The following is a 23,896-nucleotide window of genomic DNA, read 5'->3' on the forward strand; positions in this document are numbered from 1 at the left end:
GCCACCCAGGGATGGGACTCAGGTCACATCCACTACTCCGCCAGATCCCGCAGCGCCTCCGCGATCACCTTGACTTCCTCCAGGCTCCCGGTAGCCACAGCGATGACGAGTCGCTCGGCCGCGTCGATGTCCGGACGCAACTGCACGTCGTTCATCGCCAGGAAGACGACGCAGGACACCCACGCCGTGCGCTTGTTGCCGTCAACGAAGGGATGATTGATGGCCAGCGACTGCAGGAGCGCGGCCGCCTTGTCGAACAGGTCGGTGTAAGCCTCCTGCCCGAACATCGAGGCGGAGGGGCGATGCACGGCCGACTCCAGCAGACCCGCATCGCGTACGACGACGTCCTGGTCATCAACGGCATGCTTGGCGATGGCCAGGACGTCCTCGGCCGACAGGTAGATGTACGTCACTTGAGCCGCTCCAGCAGCTCGGCCCACTTGGCGGTCTGCTCCTTGGCGGCCTTGCGCACCAGCGCCTCGTGAGCTGTCCTGGCCAGGTAGTCGTCCACGGCCCTCAGCAGTATGGCGTGCATGCTGGTGCCTTCCTCCTCGGCGCGCAGCTTCAGTGCTTCGGTCTGGTCGTCACGGAGACGCAGGTTCATAGCCATACCAAAACGGTACCACAGGTGGGGTCGATTTGATACCAGTCAGGATTGCCGGGCCCGCAACCGCGTAGTCACCCAAGCCCCCACCAACGCCACCCCCGCCATCGGCAGGAACACCGCCGCGAACGCCGCCGGATGCGAACCGGAGGCCTCCACCGCCGCATGGCTCACCGCACCCCCGCCCAGCGCCGCGAACGCCGCACCACCCGCCGCCAGCAGGATCACGTTGGACAGCGCGTCCGAGATCTGCAGCGCGGCCGAGTTGGTGCCGGCCTCCTCGGGCGCGGAGAGCTGGAGCAGCAGCACACTGCTGGAGGTGATCACCAGCCCCATCCCGAAGCAGCCGAAGGCCCAGGCGACGGCCACCGTCCAGGCCGGCACGGAGTCGATCAGCACACTCGGCGCGGCGGCGATGGAGGCCGCCACCAGCACCATCCCCAGCGTCACCAGCCGTTCCCGGTACGGCTCCACCCGCGGCCGCGACTGCACCCACGACCCCAGCGCCCACGTCGCCCCGCCCGCCGCGAGCGAGAACCCGGCGAGCGTCGGCGTGAGCCCCCGCTGGGTGACCAGCATCAGCGGCACGAAGGACTCGGCCGCGATGAACGACCCCGCGGCGATACCGCGCAGCAGCACCACGGACGGCAGCCCGCGCGCCGCCCGGTACGTCCCGCGCGGGAGCAGCCCGAGCACGGCCGGTACGAGCAGCGCGGCGCCGACGACGCCGGGGACGAGGGAGAACCACCGCAGGTCCTGGGCGGCGTACTGAAGGAGCCCCGCGCCGAGGGAGATACCGAGGGCGAGCCGGATACGCCGCCGGTCGAAGGACGCGCTCCGGGCCGAGTCGTCCACCGGCCCACCCGACAGGCGCCGTATCTGCGGCAGCGCGAGCGCGAGCGGGAAGACGACCAGCACCGGAATCCCGACGAACACCCAGCGCCAGCCCAGGTGTTCGGTCACCGCCCCGGAGGCCAGCGGCCCCACGATCGACGGCACGACCCAGCTCGCCGAGAACGCCGCCATGATCGCCGGACGCAACGGCTCCGGATAGGCCCGCCCCACGACGACGTACAGCGCGACGATCACCAGCCCGCCGCCGAGCCCCTGCACGGCCCGCCCAAGAATGAACACCCACATGGCCCCCGCGGTCCCGGCCAGCAACAGCCCGGCCCCGAAGGCCGCGATCCCCGCCGTCAGCGCGCCGAGCGGCCCCCGCCGGTCCGACCACTGCCCCGAGAGCACCATCCCGAACAGGCTGGTGGTGAAGTACCCCGAGAACGCGAACGCGTACAGCGACACCCCCTCCAGCTCCCGCGCCGCAACAGGCATTGCCGTCCCTACGGCGGTCGCCTCGAAGGCGATGAGCAGCACGACGGAGACGATCCCGATGCTGAGCGCCCGATACGACCGCCCCAGCACGCCCTCCTCGGCCGCGGGGACGGAGGGCACACCGGATGTCTTCGCGACATCGGCGTCGCGCGGCTCGAGGGCAGTCATGGTCGCCAGCGTAAGGGCCACAACAGGCTTTGGCCCCTGTCGGGAGACGGCTGTGCGATGGGACCTTGGCCCTACGACGGTCTCTCCTTCTCCTCCCCTCCTCCCCCTCTTCTCCTCAAACAGCGGCGCAACCCCGAACATCCCCCAGGTGTCCAGGACATGACTGGACGGCAACGCTCCGGTCGCCGTGCTTCCTGTTTCGACGAGGAGACCTATCCGTGCGTCAGCGCATCCGCCCCTCGCACCTCCGTAAGCCGGCAGCCTTCCCGGCCGCCTTAGCGATCATCGCGGCCGTTCCCGCGGTCGCCGCATCCCCTGCGTATGCCGAGGAGGGCGAGCACTCCCTGGTGATCTCGAGCCTGCCGAGTGCGTCTCCCGAGCCCGGCGAGGTGTACGACGAGAACGTCGTCGTCACCAACGAGGGCACCGCGGCCGCGGACGGCGTCACCTTCCGGGTCCGGCTGACCCGGGGGCTCGACTTCCCCGAGACCGTCGAGGGCTGCACCTACTCGACCGTCGGGGACCAGGTCAGGCAGGCCCTCTGCGAACTCGACACCGTCGTCGAACCCGGCGCCTCCGTCAAGACGCCGGTCCGGTTCAAGGCGCTGCCCCACGCACTGATGGAGGCCGTCGAGTACGGCACCGGCCCCACCGGCGAGGCTCCGGGCGAGGGGTTCGGCGACAGCTACCGGCGTCTGGCCCTGACCGCCGACAGCTCGGCCGACCTCGTCGCCGTCGGTGCGGACACCGAAGCGCTCGCGGGCGAGAGGCGGTCCGTGACGGTGCGGCTCCGCAACGACGGCCCCGGCTGGATCCAGAACCAGGAGAGCGACGACCAGCCGGCGCTCATGGTGCGGATCCCGCCGGGCACGGTCGCCGCCGAAGTGCCGAAGGAGTGCGCGCCGTTCGGCATCGACGGCCCGTCCGAGCCCGGGGGTACGCCGGGCAAGTCCACATACGTCTGCTGGCCCGCCGACCACACCATCGACGTCGGTGAGTCGCTGTCCTTCACCTTCGTGCTGGACATCGACGACGACGCGAAGACCACCACGGGTGAGGTGAAGGCGACCTCCGTGTACGACATCCGCCCCGCCTTCGACAAGAACCCCGCCAACGACAAGGCCCAGCTCCGCATCACCATCCCCACCGACGACGAAGCCGACCCCACCCCCTCCGGCGACGGGAACGACCCCGTGGGGCAGTCCGCGGGCGGGACGGCTGCGACCGGCGGCACGGGCGGCACGGGCGGCACCGGGGACGCGGGCAGCTCGGGCTCGGGTGGCACGGGTGGCAGGGGTGATACAGGTGGCACGGGTGGTACTGGCAGCACCGGTTCCACCACCGGCTCCGTCACCGGCAACCTCGCCGGCACCGGCTCCGACGGCGCCCCGCTGGCCGCCGGTGCCGCAGCCGCCACGGCGGCCCTCGGTGGTGGCCTGGTCCTGGCCGTACGTCGGCGCCGCGCCACCGCCAAGTCCTCCTGACGGCCCCTGTCCCTCAGGGGTACGGCGTCGTCCTCGCGACGTGCGCCTGAAGGAGGCGCGGCGAGTTCTCGAACCCGCGGCGAGCATAGGCGGGTATCGCGCGAGGTGAGGAATGGACGGTGACCCGCTCCAGCCCGAGTTCCCTCGCCCTGGCCAGGGTCTCGGTGATCAGCCGTCCGCCCAGCCCCGCGTCACGCGCCTCGGGGACGACGTACACGCACTGGAGGTCACCTGAGGCCCGGTGCAGCGCGTGCGGTGTCGGCACGCGGTGGACGACCGCCAGCCACGCCATGCCGAGGATCCTTACGCCGCTGTCGGCGAGGACCATGCAGCGGTGCGAGGCGGCGTTGTGCTCGGCCCAGGTGACGAAGTGGCGTATGAAGTCCTCCCGGTCGACGGCCGGCGGTGCGGCGCCGTCGTTCTCCAGGATCCACCGCCAGCGCAGTGCCGCGACGGCGGCCAGCTCCCCCGGTTCGGCCGGACGGACGGTGACGTCGTCGTCCGTACCGGTGTCGTCGATCTCCCGCTCCACACCCACCAGTTGGTTCACCGCCCCCACGCCCACCGGTTGCTTCACCGCGCCCCGCCCACCGACTCCAGAACCCCGCACGCCTCGTCCTGGAACACCTCCGTCCAGTAGTGCCGGCCGTCCGCGCCCGCCAGGATTCCCGTCGGGTCGACCGTCGACAGGACCTGGAGCATCGTCATGGCCAGCTGGTCGTAGGCGTCGGCCGTCAGCGCGTGGCCCGACTCCTCGTCGATCGTCTGCTCCCGGTGCAGCAGCCAGAGCGTGAAGGCGAGGGTCGAGATGTCGGTGTTCAGCGGGAACAGCCGCGCCTCGGACTCGCTCCAGTTCAGGACCGCGCCCGTCGCCCCGTCGACGACCAGGCTGTGGTCCTCGACGAGATGGCCCAGGCGGATCAAGTGATCGGCGCGGGCGGGGAGTTCGGCCGAGGGGTCGGCGTCGGCGTAGTACTCGGCCAGCGTCGGCAGCGACATCTCGCTGTCGAGGCAGAACAGGAAGCCGTCCTCCGGCAGACCCACCTCGCGCAGGAAGCGGCGGGTCGGCTCGTGCCTGAGTGTGCCGGGGAAGTCGACGTCCTCGAAGCGCACCATCCTGCGCCGGCCGAACTCCTCGTCCAGGAGGCGCGGCGGCAGATCCAGGGCCAGTCCCGACACCCCGGCCCGGCCCGCGACGAGCGCCAGCGGCCGGATCAGCGCCGCCATTCGCCAGAACGGCGCCGGCCGGCCCGCCGTGCCCTCCTCGAACACCGCCAGCAGATGCCGCGACGCCTCCGCGACCGCCTTGGGGCCGTAACGGCCGACGTACGAGGCGAACTGGCCGCGCAGGCCCGCCAGTTCGTCCGTGGCCTCGGCGAAGCGGACCAGTGTGTGCAGGGACGGCGCCAGGGGGCGGCGGTCCATCAGGTCGGGGCGGTCGTGCAGGAAGTGCGTCGTCGAGATCTCGCCCGTGGCACCGTCCAGCAGGACCGACTCCGTCGCCAGGCCGCCGGGACCCAGCAGTCCGCCTATCACGAGCTGGTCCCGCAGCTCCGCCGCCAGGCGGTCGTCCGGATCGCCCGTCGAGTCCGCCACCGTCCGCAGCCCCTCCCGGCACAGCCCGGCGAAGCTCAGCACACCGCTGTCGCCGGGCAGTCCGGGCCCCGTCAGCCAGCGGCGCGTCGACGTGTGCGTGACGTACGGACCCAGGTCCGACTCGGTCAGGACGATCGCCGTGTCACCGGCGTGGGTCGTGGTCATCGTGCTCATGGCTCCCCCGCATGCGCTTTCTCACCGCCCCCGGGCACGACACGGCCGATCGACCCGCCGAACCCGGCTGCCGTCCCCACTGCCCAGAACACTACGCGCCACCACTGACAACGCCCCGGACCAGCACGTCCACGGCAGCACGGCACTGACAGCGCTTCACATCACCAGACGCTCAGCCCACCCTCGCGCGTTCCCTCCCCGCGAGAATCGCCCGCACGGTCTCCGCGACGGACTGCTCCGAGGAGTCCACCCACAGCCCGATCCGCGGCGTCCGCTCCCGCAGCGCCCCGTCCAACTCCCCGACCGTCCAGGCCCCGTAGCCCGTCCTGGCCCGCCCTGCCTCCCGCGCCGCCACGGCCGCGGCGCTCGGCGCCAGGACGACCACATGCAGCGGGCGGGTACGCACCAGCCGTACGTACTCCGCCAGGTCCGCACCCAGCACCACGTCCTGCACGACCGCGGTGAACCCGGCGTCGGCGTAGGCGTCGGCCGTCGCCGCGGACAGCCGGTACCGCAGGCGGAGTTGGGCCTCGCCCTCTCCCCCGTCCCTGCCCTCGTACTTCACGCGCCAGCGGCCATGACACCGGTGATCAGGACCACGCCGTCCACGCCCGGCCCTCAGAACAGCCGGGACGTGCCGCTCACTGGTTGGTCACCACGGCCGCCTGCGGGCGGATCGGCAGGCGGTTGACCGGGCGACCCGTCGCGGCACGCACCGCCGAGGCGACGGCCGCGGGTGAGGTCACCACCGGCACCGCGCTGACCGCCTTGGCGCCGAAGGGCGCGACCACGTCCCGCTCCTCGACCAGCTTCACGATCCGGATGTCCGGGGCGTCCAGGGCCGTCGGCAGGGAGTAGCCCGTCAGGTCCGGGTGGCGGATCACGCCGCGGGCCGAGCGCAGGTTCTCCGTGAGCGCTATGCCCACGCCCTGCGTCACGCCCGCCTCGATGCGCGCGTTGAGCTGCGCCGGGTTCAGCACCCGGCCGACGTCCTGGGCGAGGGCCAGCTCGACCACGCGCACCGAGCCCAGTTCGATGTCGATGTCGACCACCGCGCGGATCGCGCAGAAGGACATGCCCACGAAGGCGTCGCCCTGACCGGCCTCGTTCAGCGGCTCGGTCGGGTGCGGGCGGCACTGGGCCGTCGCCCACAGTTCCTTGCCGTCCATCGCCTCGGTGACGGTGGTCGACAGGACGCCGTCGTACGACGTGATCTTGCCGTCCGTGATCTGCAGGAGCTCCGTGGACATGCCGAACTTGTGCGCCAGGGGCTGCAGCAGTTGCGTGCGGACCATCTTGGCCGCCCGCTCCACCGCGCCGCCCGACACCCAGGTGTGGCGGCCGCGGCAGCCCGCGCCGGCCGGGGGCTGGTCGGTGTCGACGGGCGCCACGTGCACCTCGTCGATGCCCAGCGTCTCCTGGACGATCTGCCGGGCCAGCGTGGTGAAGCCCTGGCCGGTCTCGACGGCCGCGCACAGCACGGTCGCGACACCGTCGTGGACCTTCACGGTGGCCGTGGAGACCTCGTCCGCGCCCTCGGCGCCGAGCATGTGCACCATGCCGAGGCCATAGCCCACGCCCCGGCGCACCGCGCCCGGTTCGCCCGCGCCCTCGGGGCCGCCGGGCAGCAGCCACTCGTCCTCGGGCGTGTCCTTGGGCAGCGGCGGAAGCGGGTAGTCCCGTACGGCCTGCAGCAGCTCCGCCACCGGGGCCGGGCACGTCACCGTCTGGCCCGTCGGGAGTACGTCGCCGGTGGCCATCGCGTTGCGCAGGCGCAGCTCCGCCGGGTCCACGCCGAGCTTCTTGGAGAGCTTGTCCATCTGCGCCTCGTAGGCGGCGCACACCTGCATGGCGCCCTCGCCGCGGACATGGCCGGAGGGCGGGTTGTTGGTGCGTACGGCCCAGCCCTCGATGAAGGCGTTCGGGACGACGTACGGGCCGCAGGCGAAGCCGACCGCGGCGGCCAGGGCGTCGGAGGAGGTGTCGGCGTACGCGCCCGCGTCCAGCAGGATCTGCGCCTCGACCTTGACCAGCTTGCCCTGGGCGTCCGCGTGGTGGCGGTAGCGCAGGAGGGTGGGGTGCCGGTGGGTGTGGCCGAGGAAGGACTCCTCGCGCGTGGCCGTCAGCTTCACCGGGCAGCCGGTCTTGAGCGCCAGCAGGCCGAGCGGGAGCTGGAAGCCCTGGTCCTCGCGGTCGGCGGTGGCGCCGGGGACGCCGGTGACGACGACCTTGACGCGATCGGGTTCCAGGCCGTAGCAGGCGGCGGCCCGGTCGCGGTCGGTGTGCGGGTCGGTCGAGGCCAGGTAGAGCTCCACGCCGCCGTCGGGGCGCGGCACGGCGAGGCCCGCCTCGGCGCCGATGGGGGCGGGGTCCTGGCGGCCGATGCGGTACAGGCCCTCCACGACGATGTCGCCGGCCGCGTCCGGATCGCCGTGCCGGAGGGGGATGTGGCGGATCAGGTTGCCGTCGGGGTGCAGCGGCTCGGCCTCGAAGGCCTGCTCGGGGTCGGTGACCGGGTCGAGTACTTCGTACTCGACGATGACGGCCGCGGCGGCCAGGCGCGCGGTGTCCGGGTGGTCGGCGGCGACGGCGGCGATGGGCTCGCCGTGGTGGCGTACGACCTCGGAGGCGAAGACCGGGCGGTCGGCCTTGCCACGGCCGAACAGCGGGCTGCCGGGGACGTCCTCGTGCGTGACGACAGCACGGACTCCGGGCATCTCGCGCGCGTGGGAGGTGTCGATGGACTTGATGCGCGCGTGCGGGTGCGGCGAGCGCAGGACGGCCGCCCACAGCAGGCCCTCGGCCCACAGGTCGGCCGCGTACGGGAAGGTGCCCTCGGTCTTGGCGCGGGCGTCGGCGGCCGGCAGGGCGGCGCCGAGGCCGTGCGGGATCGGCTCGGGGGCAGGTGCTGCCTCCGCGGCTGTGGTCGCGGTGGCGGCTTCGTTGCTCACGCCTGGCCTCCGTCCTGTCCGTACGCCTGGTCATGCGGGCGCGGCGAGCCGTGTGCCTCGAACAGCGACGGGTTGACGCCGCCGGCCCCGGGGCCCGCCTGGTGAGGAATACGCGGCTCGGCCTCGTCCTGTTCGCCGTCGTCGGCCGTAGCGTGCGTGTCGCGTTCGGCGACGACCTCCTTGACGGCCTGGACGACGCCCCGGTAGCCGGAGCAGCGGCACAGGTTGCCGCACAGCGCCTGGCGGGTCTCCAGCTCGGTCGGCGCCGGGTTGCCCTCCAGCAGGTCGTGCACGGTCATCGCCATGCCCGGCACGCAGAAGCCGCACTGCACGGCGCCGCAGCGCGCGAGCGCCCGCTGCACGTCGGAGGGCTGTCCGTCCTCGGCCAGGCCCTCGACGGTGCGCACCTCGCTGCCGGCGGCGGTCACGGCCGGCACCAGGCAGGACGCCACGAGCCGTCCGTCGACCTGCACGTTGCAGGCCCCGCACTCGCCCTGTGAGCAGCCGTCCTTGGCGCCCGCGAGGCCGAGGCGCTCGCGCAGCACGTAGAGCAGCGACTCGCCGATCCAGGCGTCCGGGACGGGCCGGTCGACACCGTTGACGCGCAGGACGTAGGAGGCGAGGGGGTGTTCCTCACCCGGGAGCGACGGCGCGCCGTCGGAGGCGGCGGCCGGTACGGGCTCCTCGGCGGCGTCGGGGCCCTCGGGGGCCTCGGTGGCGGAGTCGTCGCCCTCGGCCGGGGCTGAGGGCGCGGCGGGAGCGTCCACCGGGCCCTGTGCGGCCTCTGTGGCGCCCTGGGCGTCCGTGGCTGGCTCACCGGCTCCCTGGGCGACCTGGGCGTGATTGGCGGGCTCACCGGGTCCCTGGGCGACCTGGGCTGCCTCACCGGCTCCTGGGGTGGCCTGTGAGGCCTCCGAAGCGCCCTCGGGGGAGCCCTCGGCGGCGAACGCCTCCGGCTCCTCTGCCGCGCCGGGCGCCGTGGCGGCCCGGTTCCCGTCCGCACGGGAGCCGGCCGACGCGGCCACGGCTCCGCCGGGCTGGTCAGCAGGGCCTACGTCGTGCTGGTCGCCGGGGCCTGCGCCGGGCCGCTCACCAGGGCCACCGCCGGGCCGCTCACCAGGGCCACCGCCGTGCCGGTCACCCGGGCTCACGCCGTGCTGGTCGCCGGCATGCGTCCCAGGCTGCCCAGGCTGCCCAGGCTGCCCCGGCTGCCCCGGCTGCCCCGGCTGTCCGGGAACGTGCCCGGTGTCGGTGGGCCGCCCCGGCGTCGCGGGCGCGGTTCCCAGGGCCTCGCCGGTCGCCGCCGCGGCCTCCGCCTGCCGGCCCCAGGGCTCTCCGGCGGCCTGCGTCGCCCACGGTGCGGGTGCGCCGCCCGGCAGCGTGGCCGGAGGGGTGCCGCCGCCCCACTGCTCGACGAGCGACGACGTGGTGAACTCGCCCGACTCATCCGGAAGGTCACCGTCGGCGACGGGGATGGACCACTGCCCGGTGACGTCCTGCCCGGACCCGGTGACATCCTGCCCGGACGCGGCGGGATCCTGGCCGGCCGCGGTCTCCGAGAAGTTCCACTGCTGGGTGGTCCCGGGGTTGTACGCGAACTGGCCGCTGCCGGTGTCCTGCGCGGCGGCGTTCGGGTCCGGCCACTGGGCGCCCTCGGCGGGCGCGCCCGGGGCCGGCCAGCCGCCGGGTGCCGCCGGGTCGGTGCCGGTGTCCGAGCCCGGTGCGACCGTTATCTGCGGCGGGACGTATCCGTGCCCGGGCGCGGCGAGCGGGCTGTCGGAGGAGGCCAGGAGGGCGTCGACGCCCCCTTCGGGGAGCTTGACGAAGGCGGTCGCGCCGTCGTCGTAGTCGCCCTGGGGCAGCGGGTCCCAGCGGCCCGCACCCCGGGGTGTGCCCTCTTCATGCTGGTCGTCGGTCATGACAGCGCCCTCCCCAGTGCTCGTCGGGCCAGCGCGGCGACGGTGCGCCGCAGGTGCAGTACGGCGGGCGGATGCTGCGCCACGGAGCCGTCCTCGGCCGGGGCCGGGTCGGGGATGCAGGCGGCGGCGACGTACTCGCCGAAGGCGTTCAGCGCCTCGGGGACGATCGCGCGGCCGTTGTCCCAGTCGATCAGCTGGGCGACCCAGTGCTCGGCCTCCAGGGGCCGCAGCGGCATGGGCGCTATGGCGCCGACGGCGCACCTGACTCCGCGCCGGGCGGGGTCCAGCACGACCGCGACGGACGCCATCGCGCGCCCCGGGCCGGTGCGGCCGGTGGCCTTGAGGAAGACCTGCGGGGCGTGCAGCAGCGGCACGCGCACATAGCCGATGAGTTCGCCGGCGCGCAGCATCTCCATGCCCGCCAGCAGGTGCGACACCGGGATCTCGCGGCGGGCCCCGCCCGGGCCCGCGACGATCAGGGTCGCTTCGAGGGCGGCGAGGACCGGCAGCGCGTCACCGGTCGGGGACGCCGAGGCGATGTTGCCGCCGAGGGTGCCCGCGTTGCGGATCTGCGGCGGGCCCGCGGCGCGTGCGGCGGCGGCGAGCGCCGGGATCAGGGCCGCGAAGTCGGGGCGACCCATGCGCGCGTGCGTGAGGCCGGCGCCGAGCAGCGCGTGGCCGTCCTGGTACTGCCAGCCGCGGATCTCGCTGATCTTGCCGAGGCCGACCAGGGCGGCGGGCCTGAGCTGCCCGGAGTTGACGGCGGCCATGAGGTCGGTGCCGCCCGCGACGGGCACTGCGGCGGGCATGGCGGCCAGTGCCGCCACCGCCTCGTCCAGCGTCGTGGGCAGCGTGACGGCCTGCGCCGCCTGCGGTGCGTGCGTGGTCAAACCGGCTGCCCCTTCCCGCTGCCCCACCTGGTCCCACCTGTGTTGCCGTACGGTACGTGCTGACAGGGCGGACGTGGCAACTCTGGCACATCTTCGCCGGGCACGAGGACAGGGGTCCGCTAGGAGGCTTTCGCCCCCCTGATCAGGGAGATAGTCCGTTTTCGTACGGCATCACCGGTGCGCACCGATTGACACTCTTCGGTGACACCTTGCCGGTTTTTTCCATTACCTGTTCCATTATCTGTTCGGGGGCGGTCCGTCGATCGGTCGGCCGAGCACCCCGGGCCGCCGCTGCCACGGCCGCGGTCCCGTGGGTGGCCGGTACGCGACCCCCAGGGCGTCAAGCCGCGCGTAGTGGGCGGCCATTCGGCGCTCGAAGCCGGCGAAGTCCCGTTCGCCCGGAGCGGGCAGGCCGCTCCAGGCCACCTCGGCGAAGGCGGCCAGGCGCGGGAACGTCTGGTAGTCCACGCGCGCGTGGTCCTCCATCACCTCGGTCCACACGTTGGCCTGCGTGCCGAGCACATGCCGGGCCTCGTCCGGCGTCAACTCCGGGGGAACGGGCTCGAACCGATAGACGTCCTCCAGGGTGCGGACGTAGCCGATGGGGACCGGCTCGTCCGCGCCCTCGTCCTGACGGTGGTCCAGATACACCTGCTGCTCGGGGCACATGACGACGTCGTGACCCGCGCGGGCGGCCGCGATGCCGCCGGCGTATCCGCGCCAGGACGACACCGCCGCGCCCTTGGCGAGGCCGCCCTCCAGAATCTCGTCCCAGCCGATGAGCCGGCGCCCGCGCGCGCGGAGCCAGTCGTCGAAGTGGCCGATGAACCAGGCCTGGAGTTCGTCCTCGTCGTTCAGCCCGAGTTCCCGGATGCGTTCCTGTGCGGTGGCCGACTGCCGCCACTGGTCCTTGAGGCATTCGTCACCGCCGACGTGAATGAACTCCGAGGGGAACAGTTCCAGGACTTCCTCGAAGACCCCCTCGTAGAAGCGCAGGGTGTTGTCAGTGGGGGCGAGTACGTTCGGACTGACGCCCCAGGTGTCCCAGACGGAGAGGGTGGTGCCCCCTGCAATGGATGCAGCGATGACGTCGGTGTTGCCGAGTTCCGGGTACGCGGCGATGGCGGCCTGCGAGTGTCCCGGTACGTCGATTTCGGGGACGACGGTGATATGCCGCTCGGCGGCGTACGCGACGATCTCGCGGATGTCGTCCTGGGTGTAGTGACCACCGTGTGGCTTCTCCTCCCACAGCGGGGAGGCGCGATGGCCGATTTTCGTACGCGCCCGCCAGGAGCCGACCTCCGTCAACCGGGGGTACTTCCTGATCTCGATGCGCCAGCCCTGGTCGTCCGTCAGATGGAAGTGGAAGACGTTGAGTTTGTGGGCGGCCATCAGGTCCAGGTAGCGCAGAACGCCCTCTTTGGGCATGAAGTGCCGGGCGACGTCGAGCATGAGGCCGCGCCAGCGGAATCGGGGGGAGTCCCGGATCTCCGTCAGGGGCAGCCGCCACGTACGGCCGGGAAGGGGAGCCCGCCGGAAGGCGTCGGGGCCGAGCAGCTGGCGCAGCGTCTGGGCGCCCCAGAAGACACCGGCGGGCGAGCCGCCCTGGATGTGGACGCCGTGGGGGGCGATGACAAGGCGGTAGGCCTCGGCGTCGAGTCCGGGCCGGACGGACAGATGGAGGACGTCGTACTCGCCCCCCTTCCTGGGCGGCAGCGCGAGCCCGGTCGCCGCGCCGAGCGTCGCGCGCAGCCATCGCGCGGTGCCCTCGGTGCCCGGCCCGGTCTCGATCCCGAAGCCGTCGCCGAGTTCGTAGCAGCCCGTCGCCCGCTCCATCCGGCGAGGTGCCGGAATGAGATCCATGAATGATCAGACCCTTCAGTCCTTGACCGCGCCGCCGAGCCCGGACACCAGGCGCCGCTGTACGAGTACGAAGAACACCAGCACCGGAATCGTCATCACCGTGGACGCCGCCATCACCCCGCCCCAGTCCGGCTCGTCCGGCTTGTAGAACACCAGCAGGGCCATCGGCAGGGTGGACTGCGAAGTGTCGCTGATGATGAAGGACTTGGCGAACAGGAAGTCGTTCCAGGCGGAGATGAAGGAAAACACGCTGGTGGCCACGAGCCCCGGGAAGACCAGCGGGAAAAGGATCTGCCACAGGAATCGCGAGCGGCTCGCGCCGTCGATGTACGCGGCCTCCTCCAGAGCCTGCGGAACGGCCTTCACAAACCCCCGCAGCATCCAGATCGCGAAGGGCAGCGAGAAGGCGATGTGCGGCAGGATCAGTGAGCCCAGCGTGTTCAGTTGGCCGAAGTCCCGCATGAGGAAGAACAGGGGGATCGTCAGGGCCTCCACCGGCACCATCTGGGCCACCAGAAACATGATCATCAAGGTGGTCCGGAAGCGGAACCGGAATCGGGTCACCGCGGTCGCCGCGAGAAAGGCGATCAGCGCCGAGACGATCACCACGGTGCACGCGACGACAAGGCTGTTGAGGAAGTAACGGCCGAATTCGTTCTGCTCGAAGACCCGCCGGAAGGAATCCAGCGAAGGGTCCAGCGTCCACGGCCGCGGCTCGCTCGACTCGATCTCCCCGGCCGGTTTGAAGGCGCCGAGCACCATCCAGTACAGCGGAAACGCCACCACCACGGCGATCAGCAGCGCGGACGCCTCCGCGAGCAGCCGCCAGGGACGTCGTACGAAGGTCTCCGGCCTCACAGTTGCTCCCCCTGTCTGCGCAGCAGCCGCAGATACCCGAGCGTCACCGCCAGCAGGATCAGCAGCATCACCACGCCGATCGCCGAACCCAGGCTGTACTGGGAGGACGCGAACGCCTTCTGGTAGGCGTACACGTTCAGCACCAGGTTCTGGCCCGCGATGCCGCCGCCGCCCGTCATGACGTAGATCTGGGTGAAGACCTTGAAGTCCCAGATGACCGACTGGATGGTGACGACCACCAGGATCGGCCGCAGCATCGGCGCCAGCACCGACCGCCAGATCCGCCACTGCGAGGCGCCGTCCAGCGCGGCGGCCTCCAGCACCTCGGCCGGGACGGCGCGGATTCCGGCGTACACCGTCACCATCACGAACGGGAAGGAGCACCACACCACTTCGAGCAGGACGAGGAAGAAGGCGCTGAACCGTCCGTACGTCCACGAGTGGTCCCCGAGCCCCAGCACCCGGTTCACCGGGCCGAAGTCCGGGTCGAACAGGAACAGCCACACCGTCGAGCCGGTGATGGCGGGGGTCGCCCACGCCCCCAGCGCGGCCAGCATCAACGCCAGCCGTGGCACGGCACGCACGCGCGTGAGCAGCACGGCGAGCGCACAGCCGACGGCGAGGGTGGACACGACGCAGGCCGCCGCGAAGACGACCGTGGCGAGCAGCACCTGCCAGAACTGCGGGTCCCCGAAGAGCTCCGCGTAGTTCCCGAGGCCCTGGAAGGTCGTCGGTTCACCGCCGCTGACCTGGGCCTGGGTGTACTGGAAGAAGGAGATCAGGCCGAGCTGGTAGATCGGGTAGACGAGCAGCCCGCCGAGGACGACGAGGGCGGGGGCGAGGTAGAGCCAAGGAGCACTCCAACCCCCCAAGGGGCGCGGGGCTGTGTTGAATGTGCGGCTACCGCCGCGTGGGCGCGACAAGCCACGGACAGCCCGCAGCCGCCAACGATCCGCACCCCCCGAGCTACTGGGCACCGGCGTCACCCGGCGGAGCCGAACGCGTCGTTCATCTTCTTCGCCGCGTCCGCCGAGGCCGCCGCCACGTCCTTCTTACCGCTGATGACCTCCTGGAACATCGTCGGCAGCACGAGGGAGGAGTCGATCTCGGACCACGCGGGCGACGCGGGCACGAACTTCGTCCCCGCGGCCAGGGTCCGCACGAAGGGCTTCACGAACGGCTCTTCCTTCGCCGCCTTCTCCCGTACGTCCCCGAACGTCGGCAGGAACCCCATCGCCTCGAACATCGAGGCCTGGGTCTGCTTCGAGGCGAGCCGCTCCATCAGCTCCACGGCCAGCGTCCGATGCGATGTGCTCTTCAGCACCCCGATGTTGTTGCCGCCCGCGAAGGCGGGCGCGATGGATCCGGCCTTCGTCCCCGGCAAGGGCACCACCGCGTACTTGCCCTTGACCTTCCCGGCCTCCACCGCCGCGTGGCTGAAGTCGCCGCCGATCGCCATGCCCGCCTTGCCGGCCGCGAACGCGGTGATCGTGTCGTTGCCGCCCATGCCCGCGCACTTGGCGGCGGGGCAGTTGTCGTCGGAGAAGAGGGAGGTGTACTCCTTGATGCCCTTCCGGGCGGCGGCGCTGTCGATCGCCGAGGTGTACGAGCCGCCCTTGCCGGTGGCGATCTCGCCGCCGCCCGCCCACACGAACGGCATCGCGCCGTAGGTGTACGCCCCGCCCACCACGAGCCCGTACAGCTCGGGCTCGGCGGCGCGGATCTCGCGGGCCGTCGTCGCCAACTCGGCCATGGTCTTCGGCACTTCGAGGCCGAGGTCCTCGAAGACGTCCGTCCGGTAGTACAGGGCGCGCACGCCGACGTAGAAGGGCGCGCCGTAGACCTTGCCGTCCACGGTGACGGACTGCCTGGCGGTCGGGTCGGTGTCCTTCGCCTCGCTCCAGGAGCCGAACTCCTCGGTGACGTCGAGGAGTCCGCCGTCCTTCACATAGCCGGCGGTGTCGGTGTTGCCGTACTCCATGACGTCGGGGGCGGACCGCGGGTCGTTGAAGGCGGCCTTCACGCGCTGGGCGCGGGTCTCGACCGGGATGTACTCGACGTCGACCTTCGTGCCCTCGTGCTCCTTCTCGAAGGCGGCGACCACCGAGTCGACGACCTTCTCCTTCGGCTTGTTGCCGACCTCTTGGAAGAGCCAGACCCGCAGGGTGCCGGTCTTGTCGTCCTTGTCGGAGGAGGTGTTGCCGGAGGTCTGGGGGGCGCAGGCCGTGACGGCCAGGGCCGCGAGCAGAACGGCGAGACGTGGGGACAGCTTCATGGAGTGACCCTCCGAGTACGTTGCAACATATGCAATGAATGTTTCGCACTGCACAACGGAGGCTAGGGACTCCATGAACATGCCGACAAGACCCCGGCAAGAGGTCTCAACCACTTCGTGACACAGCGCTCATGCCACGACAGAGGCCCCCGGGCGCGCTGGAACGCGCCCCGGGGGCCTCGAAAGACCTCAGGCCGAAGGCAGGACTACTTCTTGTCGCCGCCCTTGCCCTTGTCGTCGCCGCCGGCGCCCATGGACTCGTAGATCTCCTTGCACATGGGGCACACGGGGTACTTCTTCGGATCGCGGCCGGGCACCCAGACCTTGCCGCAGAGCGCCACGACGGGGGTGCCGTCGAGGGCGCTCGCCATGATCTTGTCCTTCTGGACGTAGTGGGCGAAGCGCTCGTGGTCGCCGTCGCCGTGGGACACCTGTGGCGTCGGCTCTACGAGGGTCCCCGTACCAGTCCCGCGCTCGGGCTCGAGAGTGCTCATAAACGCCAAGGGTACTGAAGGTCACACGGATCAGTTGAGCGAAGGGTCGTCCGGATACGTCGCCACCATCGCCAGCTCGCTGCGCTGGCGGCGCAGCACCGAGCGCCACAGCCGCTCCGGCGACGGCGACGAGACGTCCCCGGGCTCCGACTCGACGACGTACCAGGCGCCCTCCACCAGCTCGTCCTCGAGCTGGCCGGGGCCCCAGCCGGCGTACCCGGCGAAGATTCTCAGGGAACCGACGGCCGAGGCGAGCAGCTCCGGCGGGGCCTCCAGGTCCACAAGGCCGATCGCGCCGTGCACCCGGCGCCAGCCCAGCGGGGCGCTCTCGCCGGCCGCGTCGCCGGGGATGACGGCGACGCCGAGTGCCGAGTCCAGGGACACCGGGCCGCCCTGGAAGACGACGCCGGGCTCACCGGCGAGGTCCGCCCAGCCCTCCAGGATGTCGCCCACGTCCACGGGGGTCGGACGGTTGAGGACGACACCGAGGGAGCCCTCCTCGTCGTGGTCGAGAAGGAGCACCACCGCGCGGTCGAAGTTCGGATCCGCCAGGGCGGGCGTTGCCACGAGCAACCGCCCTGTGAGCGAGGACACCTCGGTCATGCCAGACATGATCCCGCATCTTCCCTTCGTGTGGGGAGCCAATGCCGGTTCGGGAGGGAACGCAGCTCAGGGCGGACGGAAGCGCCGCCCGGCGCACAGCCGCGCCGGTGACCGCTCGTGCCCGACGCAGAACCGTTCGTGTTGTGACAGAGCTATGACGTTCCTCAGCCGCACTTGGGCTTACTGAAGGGGGGTCGGCGGCCATTACCCTTTCCCTTCTGGCCCCTGCCCAACTCATCGGAACGCGAGATACATGACCGTCAACGACGATGTCCTGCTTGTCCACGGCGGAACCCCGCTGGAGGGCGAGATCCGTGTCCGCGGTGCGAAGAACCTCGTACCGAAGGCCATGGTGGCTGCCCTGCTGGGCAGCGCGCCGAGTCGACTGCGCAACGTACCGGACATCCGTGACGTGCGAGTCGTGCGCGGCCTGCTGCAGTTGCACGGGGTCACGGTCCGTCCCGGTGAGGAACCGGGCGAGTTGGTGATGGACCCCTCCCACGTGGAGAGCGCGAACGTCGCTGACATCGATGCCCACGCGGGTTCCAGCCGCATCCCGATCCTCTTCTGCGGCCCGCTTCTCCACCGCCTAGGCCACGCCTTCATCCCCGGCCTCGGCGGCTGCGACATCGGCGGCCGGCCCATCGACTTCCACTTCGAGGTGCTGCGGCAGTTCGGCGCGCGGATCGAGAAGCGGGCGGACGGGCAGTACCTGGAGGCTCCGCACAGGCTGCGCGGCACCAAGATCCGGCTGCCGTATCCGTCGGTGGGCGCGACCGAGCAGGTGCTGCTGACGGCGGTGCTGGCGGAGGGGGTCACCGAGCTCTCGAACGCGGCCGTGGAGCCGGAGATCGAGGACCTCATCTGCGTGCTGCAGAAGATGGGCGCCATCATCGCGATGGACACCGACCGCACCATCCGCATCACCGGTGTCGACAAGCTCGGCGGCTACACCCACCGCGCGCTTCCGGACCGCCTGGAGGCGGCGTCCTGGGCGTCCGCGGCGCTGGCGACCGAGGGCAACATCTACGTCCGTGGCGCCCAGCAGCGCTCGATGATGACGTTCCTCAACACCTACCGGAAGGTGGGCGGCGCCTTCGAGATCGACGACGAGGGCATCCGCTTCTGGCACCCCGGCGGCCAGTTGAAGTCCATCGCCCTCGAGACGGACGTGCACCCGGGCTTCCAGACCGACTGGCAGCAGCCGCTGGTGGTGGCCCTGACGCAGGCGACGGGCCTGTCGATCATCCACGAGACGGTCTACGAGTCCCGCCTCGGCTTCACCTCCGCCCTGAACCAGATGGGCGCCCACATCCAGCTCTACCGCGAGTGCCTCGGCGGCTCCCACTGCCGCTTCGGCCAGCGCAACTTCCTGCACTCCGCGGTCGTGTCGGGCCCCACCAAGCTCCAGGGCGCCGACCTCGTCATCCCCGACCTGCGCGGCGGCTTCTCGTACCTCATCGCAGCCCTGGCCGCCCAGGGCACGTCCCGCGTCCACGGCATCGACCTCATCAACCGCGGCTACGAGAACTTCATGGAGAAGCTGATGGAACTCGGCGCGAAGGTGGAGTTGCCGGGCAAGGCACTCGGCTGACACCAGGCTCTCGGCGCCCGGCCAGGAGCGACGCCCTCCGGCTGGAGGTCCGGGGGTCGGCCCCCGGGTAGACACAGCATGGAGAAGCTGATGCAACTCGGTGCGAAGGTGGAGTTGCCGGGCAAGGCGCTGGGGTAAATCCAGCCCGGCCGGCGTTTGAGGCCGTTTGTAAGCGCAACCACGATGGGGCGGCACCCGAAAGTCCGGGTGCCGCCCCATCGGCGTTCTACGAGCCGTACGCCGTCCCGTGGCATACAGACGGCAAGGTCACTTGCCCTTGGCCGCTTCCTTGAGCTTGGAGCCCGCGGAGACCTTCACGCTGTAGCCGGCCGGGATGTTGATGGGTTCGCCGGTCTGCGGGTTGCGCGCGGTGCGAGCGGCACGGTGGGTGCGCTCGAAGGTCAGGAAGCCGGGGATGGTGACCTTCTCGTCGCCCTTGGCGACAACCTCGCCGACGGTCTCGGCGAAGGCGGCCAGAACGGCGTCGGCGTCCTTGCGGGTCACCTCGGCGCGGTCGGCCAGCGCGGCCACCAGCTCACTGCGGTTCATGTTGTTACTCCCGTGTTCATTTGCCTTGAGGCGTGCCACGCGGCGGGGCCGCATGTCGGGCACAGCGATGTCGATGCTGCCAGGGTCCTCGGTGGGTCCCCGGACCCGGGTCCTTGGTCGGACCCTCGCGCCCAGGGACGCATCCTGCCCCTACCTGCGGCGGGAAAGCCAATCCGGCGCCCGGAGGAGTCGTGAGAACACCCTTGGGAGTCACACGAAGAGAGGGCCTGAGCTTGGCCGTCACGATAAACGGCCTCCCAAGGCCCCAGGTTCCGCGACGCGCCGTCACAAGGGCTTGCCGTGGCGATCCTCACAGCCCACACACACTTTCCGGGGCTGTGAGGCGCCAGGCACCCAGGCCAGGTGACTACTCGGCCGACGTCACCGCGGACCCCGCCTTCGCGGCCTCCCGCACCGCCCCGGCCACCGCACCGGCGACCTTGTCGTTGAAGACGCTCGGGATGATGTAGTTCGGGTTCAGCTCGTCCTCGGTCACCACATCCGCCAGCGCCTTCGCGGCCGCGAGCATCATGTCGGTGTTGACCGTGCGGGACTGCGCGTCCAGCAGACCGCGGAAGACGCCCGGGAAGACCAGCACGTTGTTGATCTGGTTCGGGAAGTCGGAGCGGCCGGTGGCCACAACTGCGGCCGTCTGACGGGCGATTGCCGGGTCGACCTCGGGGTCCGGGTTCGCGAGCGCGAACACGATCGCGTCGTCGGCCATGGCGGCCACGTCGTCGCCGTCCAGCACGTTCGGCGCCGAGACGCCGATGAAGACGTCCGCGCCGCGCACGGCCTCCTTCAGCGTGCCGGTCAGGCCCTCGGGGTTGGTGTTGTCGGCGATCCAGCGCAGCGGCGAGTCGGCCGGAGCGTCCCGCAGGTCCTCGCGGCCGGCGTGCACGACGCCGTGGATGTCGGCGACGACGGCGTTCTTCACGCCCGCCGCGAGCAGCAGCTTGAGGATGGCCGTACCGGCCGCGCCGGCGCCGGACATGACGACGCGGATGTTCTCGATCGCCTTGCCCGCGACGCGAAGTGCGTTGGTGAGGGCGGCGAGCACGACGATCGCCGTGCCGTGCTGGTCGTCGTGGAAGACGGGGATGTCGAGGGCCTCGCGCAGCCGTGCCTCGATCTCGAAGCAGCGGGGGGCGGAGATGTCCTCGAGGTTGATGCCGGCGAACCCGGGGGCGATCGCCTTGACGATCTCGACGATCGCGTCGGTGTCCTGGGTGTCGAGGCAGATCGGCCAGGCGTCGATGCCGGCGAACCGCTTGAAGAGGGCCGCCTTGCCCTCCATGACGGGCAGGGCCGCCTTGGGCCCGATGTTGCCGAGGCCGAGCACGGCCGACCCGTCCGTCACAACCGCAACCGAATTGCGCTTGATCGTCAGACGCCGCGCGTCCTCGGGGTTCTCGGCGATCGCCATGCAGACGCGGGCCACGCCCGGCGTGTAGACCATGGACAGGTCGTCACGGTTGCGAATGGGGTGTTTCGACGCCATCTCGATCTTGCCGCCGAGGTGCATCAGGAACGTACGGTCGGAGACCTTGCCGAGCGTGACGCCCTCGATCAGGCGAAGCTGCTCGACGATCTCGTCGGCGTGCGCGGTGGAGGTGGCGGCGATGGTGACGTCGATCCGGAGCTTCTCGTGCCCGGAGGCGGTGACGTCGAGGCCGGTGACCGAGCCTCCGTGGGACTCCACGGCCGTGGTGAGCTGGGAGACCGCGGTTCCGCTCGCGGGCACCTCCAGCCGGACCGTCATCGAGTAGGAGACGCTGGGCGCCGTTGCCATGGCCGACTTCCTCTGCTTTCACCGTATGTCGCTGGTTCGCCGTCCGATCGTCGCACCTACCGCTGAGTAGGAGTTAGCCGGGCATGGATTGCGAACGTATTGTTCGCCACGCCTGGGCATGAAAAGAGACCCACGTCACGTGCTGACGTGGGTCTCTCCTACGTTCATGACACCGACCCGCCATGCTCGCCTCGCGGCAAGTGGTCGCTCGTAGCGACGAAGGTTGGGCCCGGGGGCTTGGATCGAGCCGGTGCCACACTCAGGCTAACAAACAGATCCCGTAAGGCCATTCCCGTACCGCGGGTTCATCCGGATCAATCTCTGCATCAATCTCTGAGCAGGTCCGGCACCCCGGTGGCGTCCGGCTCGTCGCGCTCCCCCGACACCACCGTCAGCTCCCGGGTGGCCCGGGTCAGCGCGACGTAGAGCACGCGCAGGCCGGCCGGGGACTCGTCCGCGATCTCCGCCGGGGAGACGACGACCGTGGCGTCGTACTCCAGGCCCTTGGCCTCCAGGCTGCCGAGCGCCACCACCCGGTCGCCGAGCCCGGCGAGCCACTTGGCCGCCTCCTCGCGCCGCTGCATGGCGACGACCACTCCGACCGTGCCGTCGACGCGGTCGAGCAGCCGGGCGGCCTCCTCGCGGACGGTGTGCGCGAGCGAGTCCCGTACGACGGTGAAGCGGGGCTCGACTCCGGTGGAGCGGACGGCCGACGGGGACTGCGAGCCCGGCATGGCGAGGGCCAGCACCTTCGACGCCAGCTCGGCGATCTCGGCCGGGTTGCGGTAGTTCACGGTCAGCTGGAAGCGGCGGCCACGAGAGGGGCGGCCCGAAGGGCCTTCCTTGGAAGGGTGGTGGTGGGAGACGGGCGGGCGGGTGCCGAGGGCCTCGTCGCGCGCCTCGGCCGCCTCGTCGACGTCGGACCACGACGACTGGGCGGGGTCGCCGACGATCGTCCACGTCGCGTGCCGCCCCCTGCGCCCGACCATCCGCCACTGCATCGGCGTGAGGTCCTGGGCCTCGTCGACGATCACGTGCGCGTACTCGGTGCGCTCGGCGGCCAGCCGCTCGGCCCGCTCGCGCTGCGACTCCTCGCGCACCGGCATCAGCTCCTCCAGGCCGGTGAGCTGGTCGAGCGGGTCCAGGTCGCGCTTCTTCTTCGGGCGGGCCGGCACGCCGAGGACGGCCTGCAGCTCGTCCAGCATGGCGATGTCGTGCACGGAGAAGCCGTCCCGCCTGAGGGAACGGGCCACCTTGCGGATCTCGCCGGGGTTGAGGATCCGGCGGGCCCAGCGGCCGAGCCGGCGCTCGTCGGCCATCGCCGCGAGCACCGCCTTCGGGGTGAGCTCCGGCCACCAGGCGTCGAGGAAGGCGATGAAGCTGTCCTCCGAGGTCACGTCCTCGTCGAAGGAGGAGCGCAGCTCGGCGGCGAGTTCGGGGTCGGTGTGCCGGGAGGCACCGCCCGACTGCGCCCACAGCGCGTCCAGCAGCAGCTTGCGGGCGCGCGGGCGCAGCAGGTTCACGGGTGCGGTGCCGGCGAGGGCGGTGCGGCGGATACGTTCCAGTTCGTCGGCCTGCAGCTCCAGCCGGCGCCCGAAGGCGACCACGCGCAGCCGGGTGGTGATCTGCGCGGGCGCGTCGTCGTCACCGAAGGCGAGCTGCCCCGTCCGGTTCGCCGTGCCGGCACCGGAGGCGGCGGCCCCGCCCGGCCCCAGCTCCAGCGCGCCCCGCGCCGCCTTCCGCAGCACCTTGAGCATGCGGTACGAGCCCTTGGCGCGGGCGGTGGACGGCGAGTCGTACAGCGTGGCCTCGGCACCGTCGACCAGGGAGCCGATGGCCCGGATGGCGACCTGCCCCTCCTCGCCCAGCGACGGCAGCACGCCCTCGGTGTACGCCACGAGGAGCGGGGTCGGCGAGACGATCAGGATGCCGCCGGAGTAGCGGCGCCGGTCCTGGTAGAGCAGGTAGGCGGCGCGGTGCAGCGCCACGGCCGTCTTGCCCGTCCCGGGCCCGCCCTCGACGTAGGTCACCGAGGCGGCGGGGGCGCGGATGACCAGGTCCTGCTCGGCCTGGATGGACGCGACGATGTCCCGCATGGTGTGGGTGCGGGCCTGGCCGAGCGCGGCCATCAGGGCGCCGTCGCCGATGACGGGCAGCTCGTGCCCGCCGAGGAAGGCCTTCAGCTCGGGGCGCATCAGGTCGTCCTCGACGCCGAGCACCCTGCGGCCCTTGGAGCGGATGACCCGGCGCCGTACGACCCGCCCCGGGTCGACCGGGGTGGAGCGGTAGAAGGGCGCCGCGGCCGGGGCCCGCCAGTCGATGACCAGCGGGGCGTAGTCCTGGTCGAGCACGCCGATGCGCCCGATGTGCAGGGTCTCGGCGATGTCGGCGGTGTTGTCCTCGCGGACCGCGCCCTCGGCGGGCTCGACCGCGGTGTAGGCGCCGTCCGGACCCTTCTTGCCGTCCTTGCCGAGCAGCAGGTCGATCCGGCCGAAGAGGAAGTCCTCGAACTCGTTGTTGAGCCGGTTGAGGTGGATGCCCGCCCGGAAGACCTGCGCGTCCCGCTCGGCGAGCGCGCCGGGTGTGCCGACCTGGCCGCGCTTGGCCGCGTCGTTCATCAGGAACTCGGCCTCGTGGATCTTCTCCTCGAGGCGCCGGTACACCCGGTCCAGGTGTTCCTGTTCGACGCTGATCTCGCGGTCTCTCAGAGAGTCTTCGAGCGCGGTTTCCTGTTGAGCCTGAGCGGCCAC

19 protein-coding genes and 1 pseudogene are annotated in these 23,896 nt (G+C 71.3%); 2 read left to right on the forward strand and 18 right to left on the reverse strand.

Annotation, left to right across the window (positions count from 1 at the left end; all coding sequences use genetic code 11):
* Positions 1-32 precede the first annotated feature (32 nt).
* The 3 genes from ACP4J3_RS04945 to ACP4J3_RS04955 are packed head-to-tail and all read right to left on the reverse strand — an operon-like array spanning position 33 to position 2,104.
* Positions 33-413: a type II toxin-antitoxin system death-on-curing family toxin gene (locus ACP4J3_RS04945; protein ID WP_426530755.1), complete on the reverse strand. Its 381-nt coding sequence runs from the start codon at positions 411-413 to the stop codon at positions 33-35.
* The gene (locus ACP4J3_RS04950; protein ID WP_048821776.1) at positions 410-610 is read right to left on the reverse strand and encodes a ribbon-helix-helix protein, CopG family; all 201 of its coding nucleotides are present in this window, start codon (positions 608-610) and stop codon (positions 410-412) included. The genes ACP4J3_RS04945 and ACP4J3_RS04950 overlap by 4 nt, the downstream gene beginning before the upstream one ends.
* A gap of 39 nt (positions 611-649) precedes the next feature.
* On the reverse strand, positions 650-2,104 hold the full coding sequence (locus ACP4J3_RS04955) for an MFS transporter (protein WP_426530757.1): 1,455 nt from the start codon (positions 2,102-2,104) through the stop codon (positions 650-652).
* A gap of 218 nt (positions 2,105-2,322) precedes the next feature.
* Between ACP4J3_RS04955 and ACP4J3_RS04960 the strand changes: the two genes are divergently transcribed.
* The gene (locus tag ACP4J3_RS04960; RefSeq protein WP_426530759.1) at positions 2,323-3,588 is read left to right on the forward strand and encodes a hypothetical protein; all 1,266 of its coding nucleotides are present in this window, start codon (positions 2,323-2,325) and stop codon (positions 3,586-3,588) included.
* Between the two features lie 13 nt (positions 3,589-3,601).
* On the opposite strand, the gene ACP4J3_RS04965 is transcribed toward ACP4J3_RS04960, so the two are convergent.
* From ACP4J3_RS04965 to ACP4J3_RS05020, 12 genes and pseudogenes are all read right to left on the reverse strand, one after another.
* The gene (locus tag ACP4J3_RS04965; protein WP_426530761.1) at positions 3,602-4,165 is read right to left on the reverse strand and encodes a GNAT family N-acetyltransferase; all 564 of its coding nucleotides are present in this window, start codon (positions 4,163-4,165) and stop codon (positions 3,602-3,604) included.
* Positions 4,162-5,358: an SUKH-4 family immunity protein gene (locus tag ACP4J3_RS04970; protein WP_426530763.1), complete on the reverse strand. Its 1,197-nt coding sequence runs from the start codon at positions 5,356-5,358 to the stop codon at positions 4,162-4,164. Before ACP4J3_RS04970 ends, ACP4J3_RS04965 begins: the two co-directional genes overlap by 4 nt.
* 172 nt (positions 5,359-5,530) lie before the next feature.
* A pseudogene (locus ACP4J3_RS04975) lies at positions 5,531-5,896 on the reverse strand (phosphotransferase); the annotation flags it as partial.
* A gap of 103 nt (positions 5,897-5,999) precedes the next feature.
* Entirely contained in the window at positions 6,000-8,309 is a 2,310-nt protein-coding gene (locus ACP4J3_RS04980) for a xanthine dehydrogenase family protein molybdopterin-binding subunit (RefSeq protein ID WP_426530765.1), read from the reverse strand.
* Entirely contained in the window at positions 8,306-10,228 is a 1,923-nt protein-coding gene (locus ACP4J3_RS04985) for a 2Fe-2S iron-sulfur cluster-binding protein (protein WP_426530767.1), read from the reverse strand. The genes ACP4J3_RS04980 and ACP4J3_RS04985 overlap by 4 nt, the downstream gene beginning before the upstream one ends.
* Positions 10,225-11,118: an FAD binding domain-containing protein gene (locus ACP4J3_RS04990; protein WP_426530769.1), complete on the reverse strand. Its 894-nt coding sequence runs from the start codon at positions 11,116-11,118 to the stop codon at positions 10,225-10,227. The genes ACP4J3_RS04985 and ACP4J3_RS04990 overlap by 4 nt, the downstream gene beginning before the upstream one ends.
* A 237-nt stretch (positions 11,119-11,355) precedes the next feature.
* Positions 11,356-12,981 carry a beta-N-acetylhexosaminidase gene (locus ACP4J3_RS04995; RefSeq protein WP_426530771.1) on the reverse strand — a complete coding sequence of 542 codons (1,626 nt, stop codon included), beginning with the start codon at positions 12,979-12,981 and terminating at the stop codon, positions 11,356-11,358.
* A gap of 15 nt (positions 12,982-12,996) precedes the next feature.
* Entirely contained in the window at positions 12,997-13,839 is an 843-nt protein-coding gene (locus ACP4J3_RS05000; protein ID WP_426530773.1) for a carbohydrate ABC transporter permease, read from the reverse strand.
* Positions 13,836-14,780 (reverse strand): carbohydrate ABC transporter permease, encoded by a 945-nt coding sequence (locus tag ACP4J3_RS05005; protein ID WP_426530925.1) that lies wholly within the window; start codon positions 14,778-14,780, stop codon positions 13,836-13,838. The genes ACP4J3_RS05000 and ACP4J3_RS05005 overlap by 4 nt, the downstream gene beginning before the upstream one ends.
* A gap of 41 nt (positions 14,781-14,821) precedes the next feature.
* Positions 14,822-16,114: an extracellular solute-binding protein gene (locus ACP4J3_RS05010; protein ID WP_426530775.1), complete on the reverse strand. Its 1,293-nt coding sequence runs from the start codon at positions 16,112-16,114 to the stop codon at positions 14,822-14,824.
* A gap of 206 nt (positions 16,115-16,320) precedes the next feature.
* A complete protein-coding gene (locus ACP4J3_RS05015) occupies positions 16,321-16,608 on the reverse strand; it encodes a DUF3039 domain-containing protein (protein ID WP_031478284.1) in 288 nt (95 codons plus the stop codon).
* A gap of 30 nt (positions 16,609-16,638) precedes the next feature.
* On the reverse strand, positions 16,639-17,211 hold the full coding sequence (locus ACP4J3_RS05020; RefSeq protein ID WP_426530777.1) for a YqgE/AlgH family protein: 573 nt from the start codon (positions 17,209-17,211) through the stop codon (positions 16,639-16,641).
* Between the two features lie 253 nt (positions 17,212-17,464).
* Here ACP4J3_RS05020 and murA point away from each other — a divergent pair, with 253 nt between their 5' ends.
* Positions 17,465-18,805, forward strand: coding sequence for a UDP-N-acetylglucosamine 1-carboxyvinyltransferase (gene murA / locus ACP4J3_RS05025; RefSeq protein WP_426530779.1), 1,341 nt, complete (start codon positions 17,465-17,467; stop codon positions 18,803-18,805).
* 267 nt (positions 18,806-19,072) lie between these two features.
* On the opposite strand, the gene ACP4J3_RS05030 is transcribed toward murA, so the two are convergent.
* The 3 genes from ACP4J3_RS05030 to ACP4J3_RS05040 form a co-directional block, all read right to left on the reverse strand.
* A complete protein-coding gene (locus ACP4J3_RS05030) occupies positions 19,073-19,354 on the reverse strand; it encodes an HU family DNA-binding protein (RefSeq protein WP_426530781.1) in 282 nt (93 codons plus the stop codon).
* Positions 19,355-19,721: 367 nt separating this feature from the next.
* Complete coding sequence (locus ACP4J3_RS05035; RefSeq protein WP_426530783.1) at positions 19,722-21,146, reverse strand: NAD-dependent malic enzyme; 1,425 nt, start codon at positions 21,144-21,146, stop codon at positions 19,722-19,724.
* A 326-nt stretch (positions 21,147-21,472) separates the two neighbouring features.
* Positions 21,473-23,896, reverse strand: a complete 2,424-nt coding sequence (locus ACP4J3_RS05040) for a HelD family protein (RefSeq protein WP_426530785.1) — start codon at positions 23,894-23,896, stop codon at positions 21,473-21,475.

The sequence above is a fragment of the Streptomyces sp. UG1 genome (assembly GCF_049974585.1).
GTDB lineage: Bacteria > Actinomycetota > Actinomycetes > Streptomycetales > Streptomycetaceae > Streptomyces.

Coding starts and splice junctions, on each gene's coding strand:
- ACP4J3_RS04950 (WP_048821776.1), bottom strand. CDS start 610: ATGGCTATGAACCTGCGTCTCCGTGACGACCAGACCGAAGCACTGAAG.
- ACP4J3_RS04955 (WP_426530757.1), bottom strand. CDS start 2,104: ATGACTGCCCTCGAGCCGCGCGACGCCGATGTCGCGAAGACATCCGGT.
- ACP4J3_RS04970 (WP_426530763.1), bottom strand. CDS start 5,358: ATGAGCACGATGACCACGACCCACGCCGGTGACACGGCGATCGTCCTG.
- ACP4J3_RS04985 (WP_426530767.1), bottom strand. CDS start 10,228: ATGACCGACGACCAGCATGAAGAGGGCACACCCCGGGGTGCGGGCCGC.
- ACP4J3_RS04995 (WP_426530771.1), bottom strand. CDS start 12,981: ATGGATCTCATTCCGGCACCTCGCCGGATGGAGCGGGCGACGGGCTGC.
- ACP4J3_RS05010 (WP_426530775.1), bottom strand. CDS start 16,114: ATGAAGCTGTCCCCACGTCTCGCCGTTCTGCTCGCGGCCCTGGCCGTC.
- ACP4J3_RS05015 (WP_031478284.1), bottom strand. CDS start 16,608: ATGAGCACTCTCGAGCCCGAGCGCGGGACTGGTACGGGGACCCTCGTA.
- ACP4J3_RS05020 (WP_426530777.1), bottom strand. CDS start 17,211: ATGACCGAGGTGTCCTCGCTCACAGGGCGGTTGCTCGTGGCAACGCCC.
- murA (WP_426530779.1), top strand. CDS start 17,465: ATGACCGTCAACGACGATGTCCTGCTTGTCCACGGCGGAACCCCGCTG.
- ACP4J3_RS05030 (WP_426530781.1), bottom strand. CDS start 19,354: ATGAACCGCAGTGAGCTGGTGGCCGCGCTGGCCGACCGCGCCGAGGTG.
- ACP4J3_RS05035 (WP_426530783.1), bottom strand. CDS start 21,146: ATGGCAACGGCGCCCAGCGTCTCCTACTCGATGACGGTCCGGCTGGAG.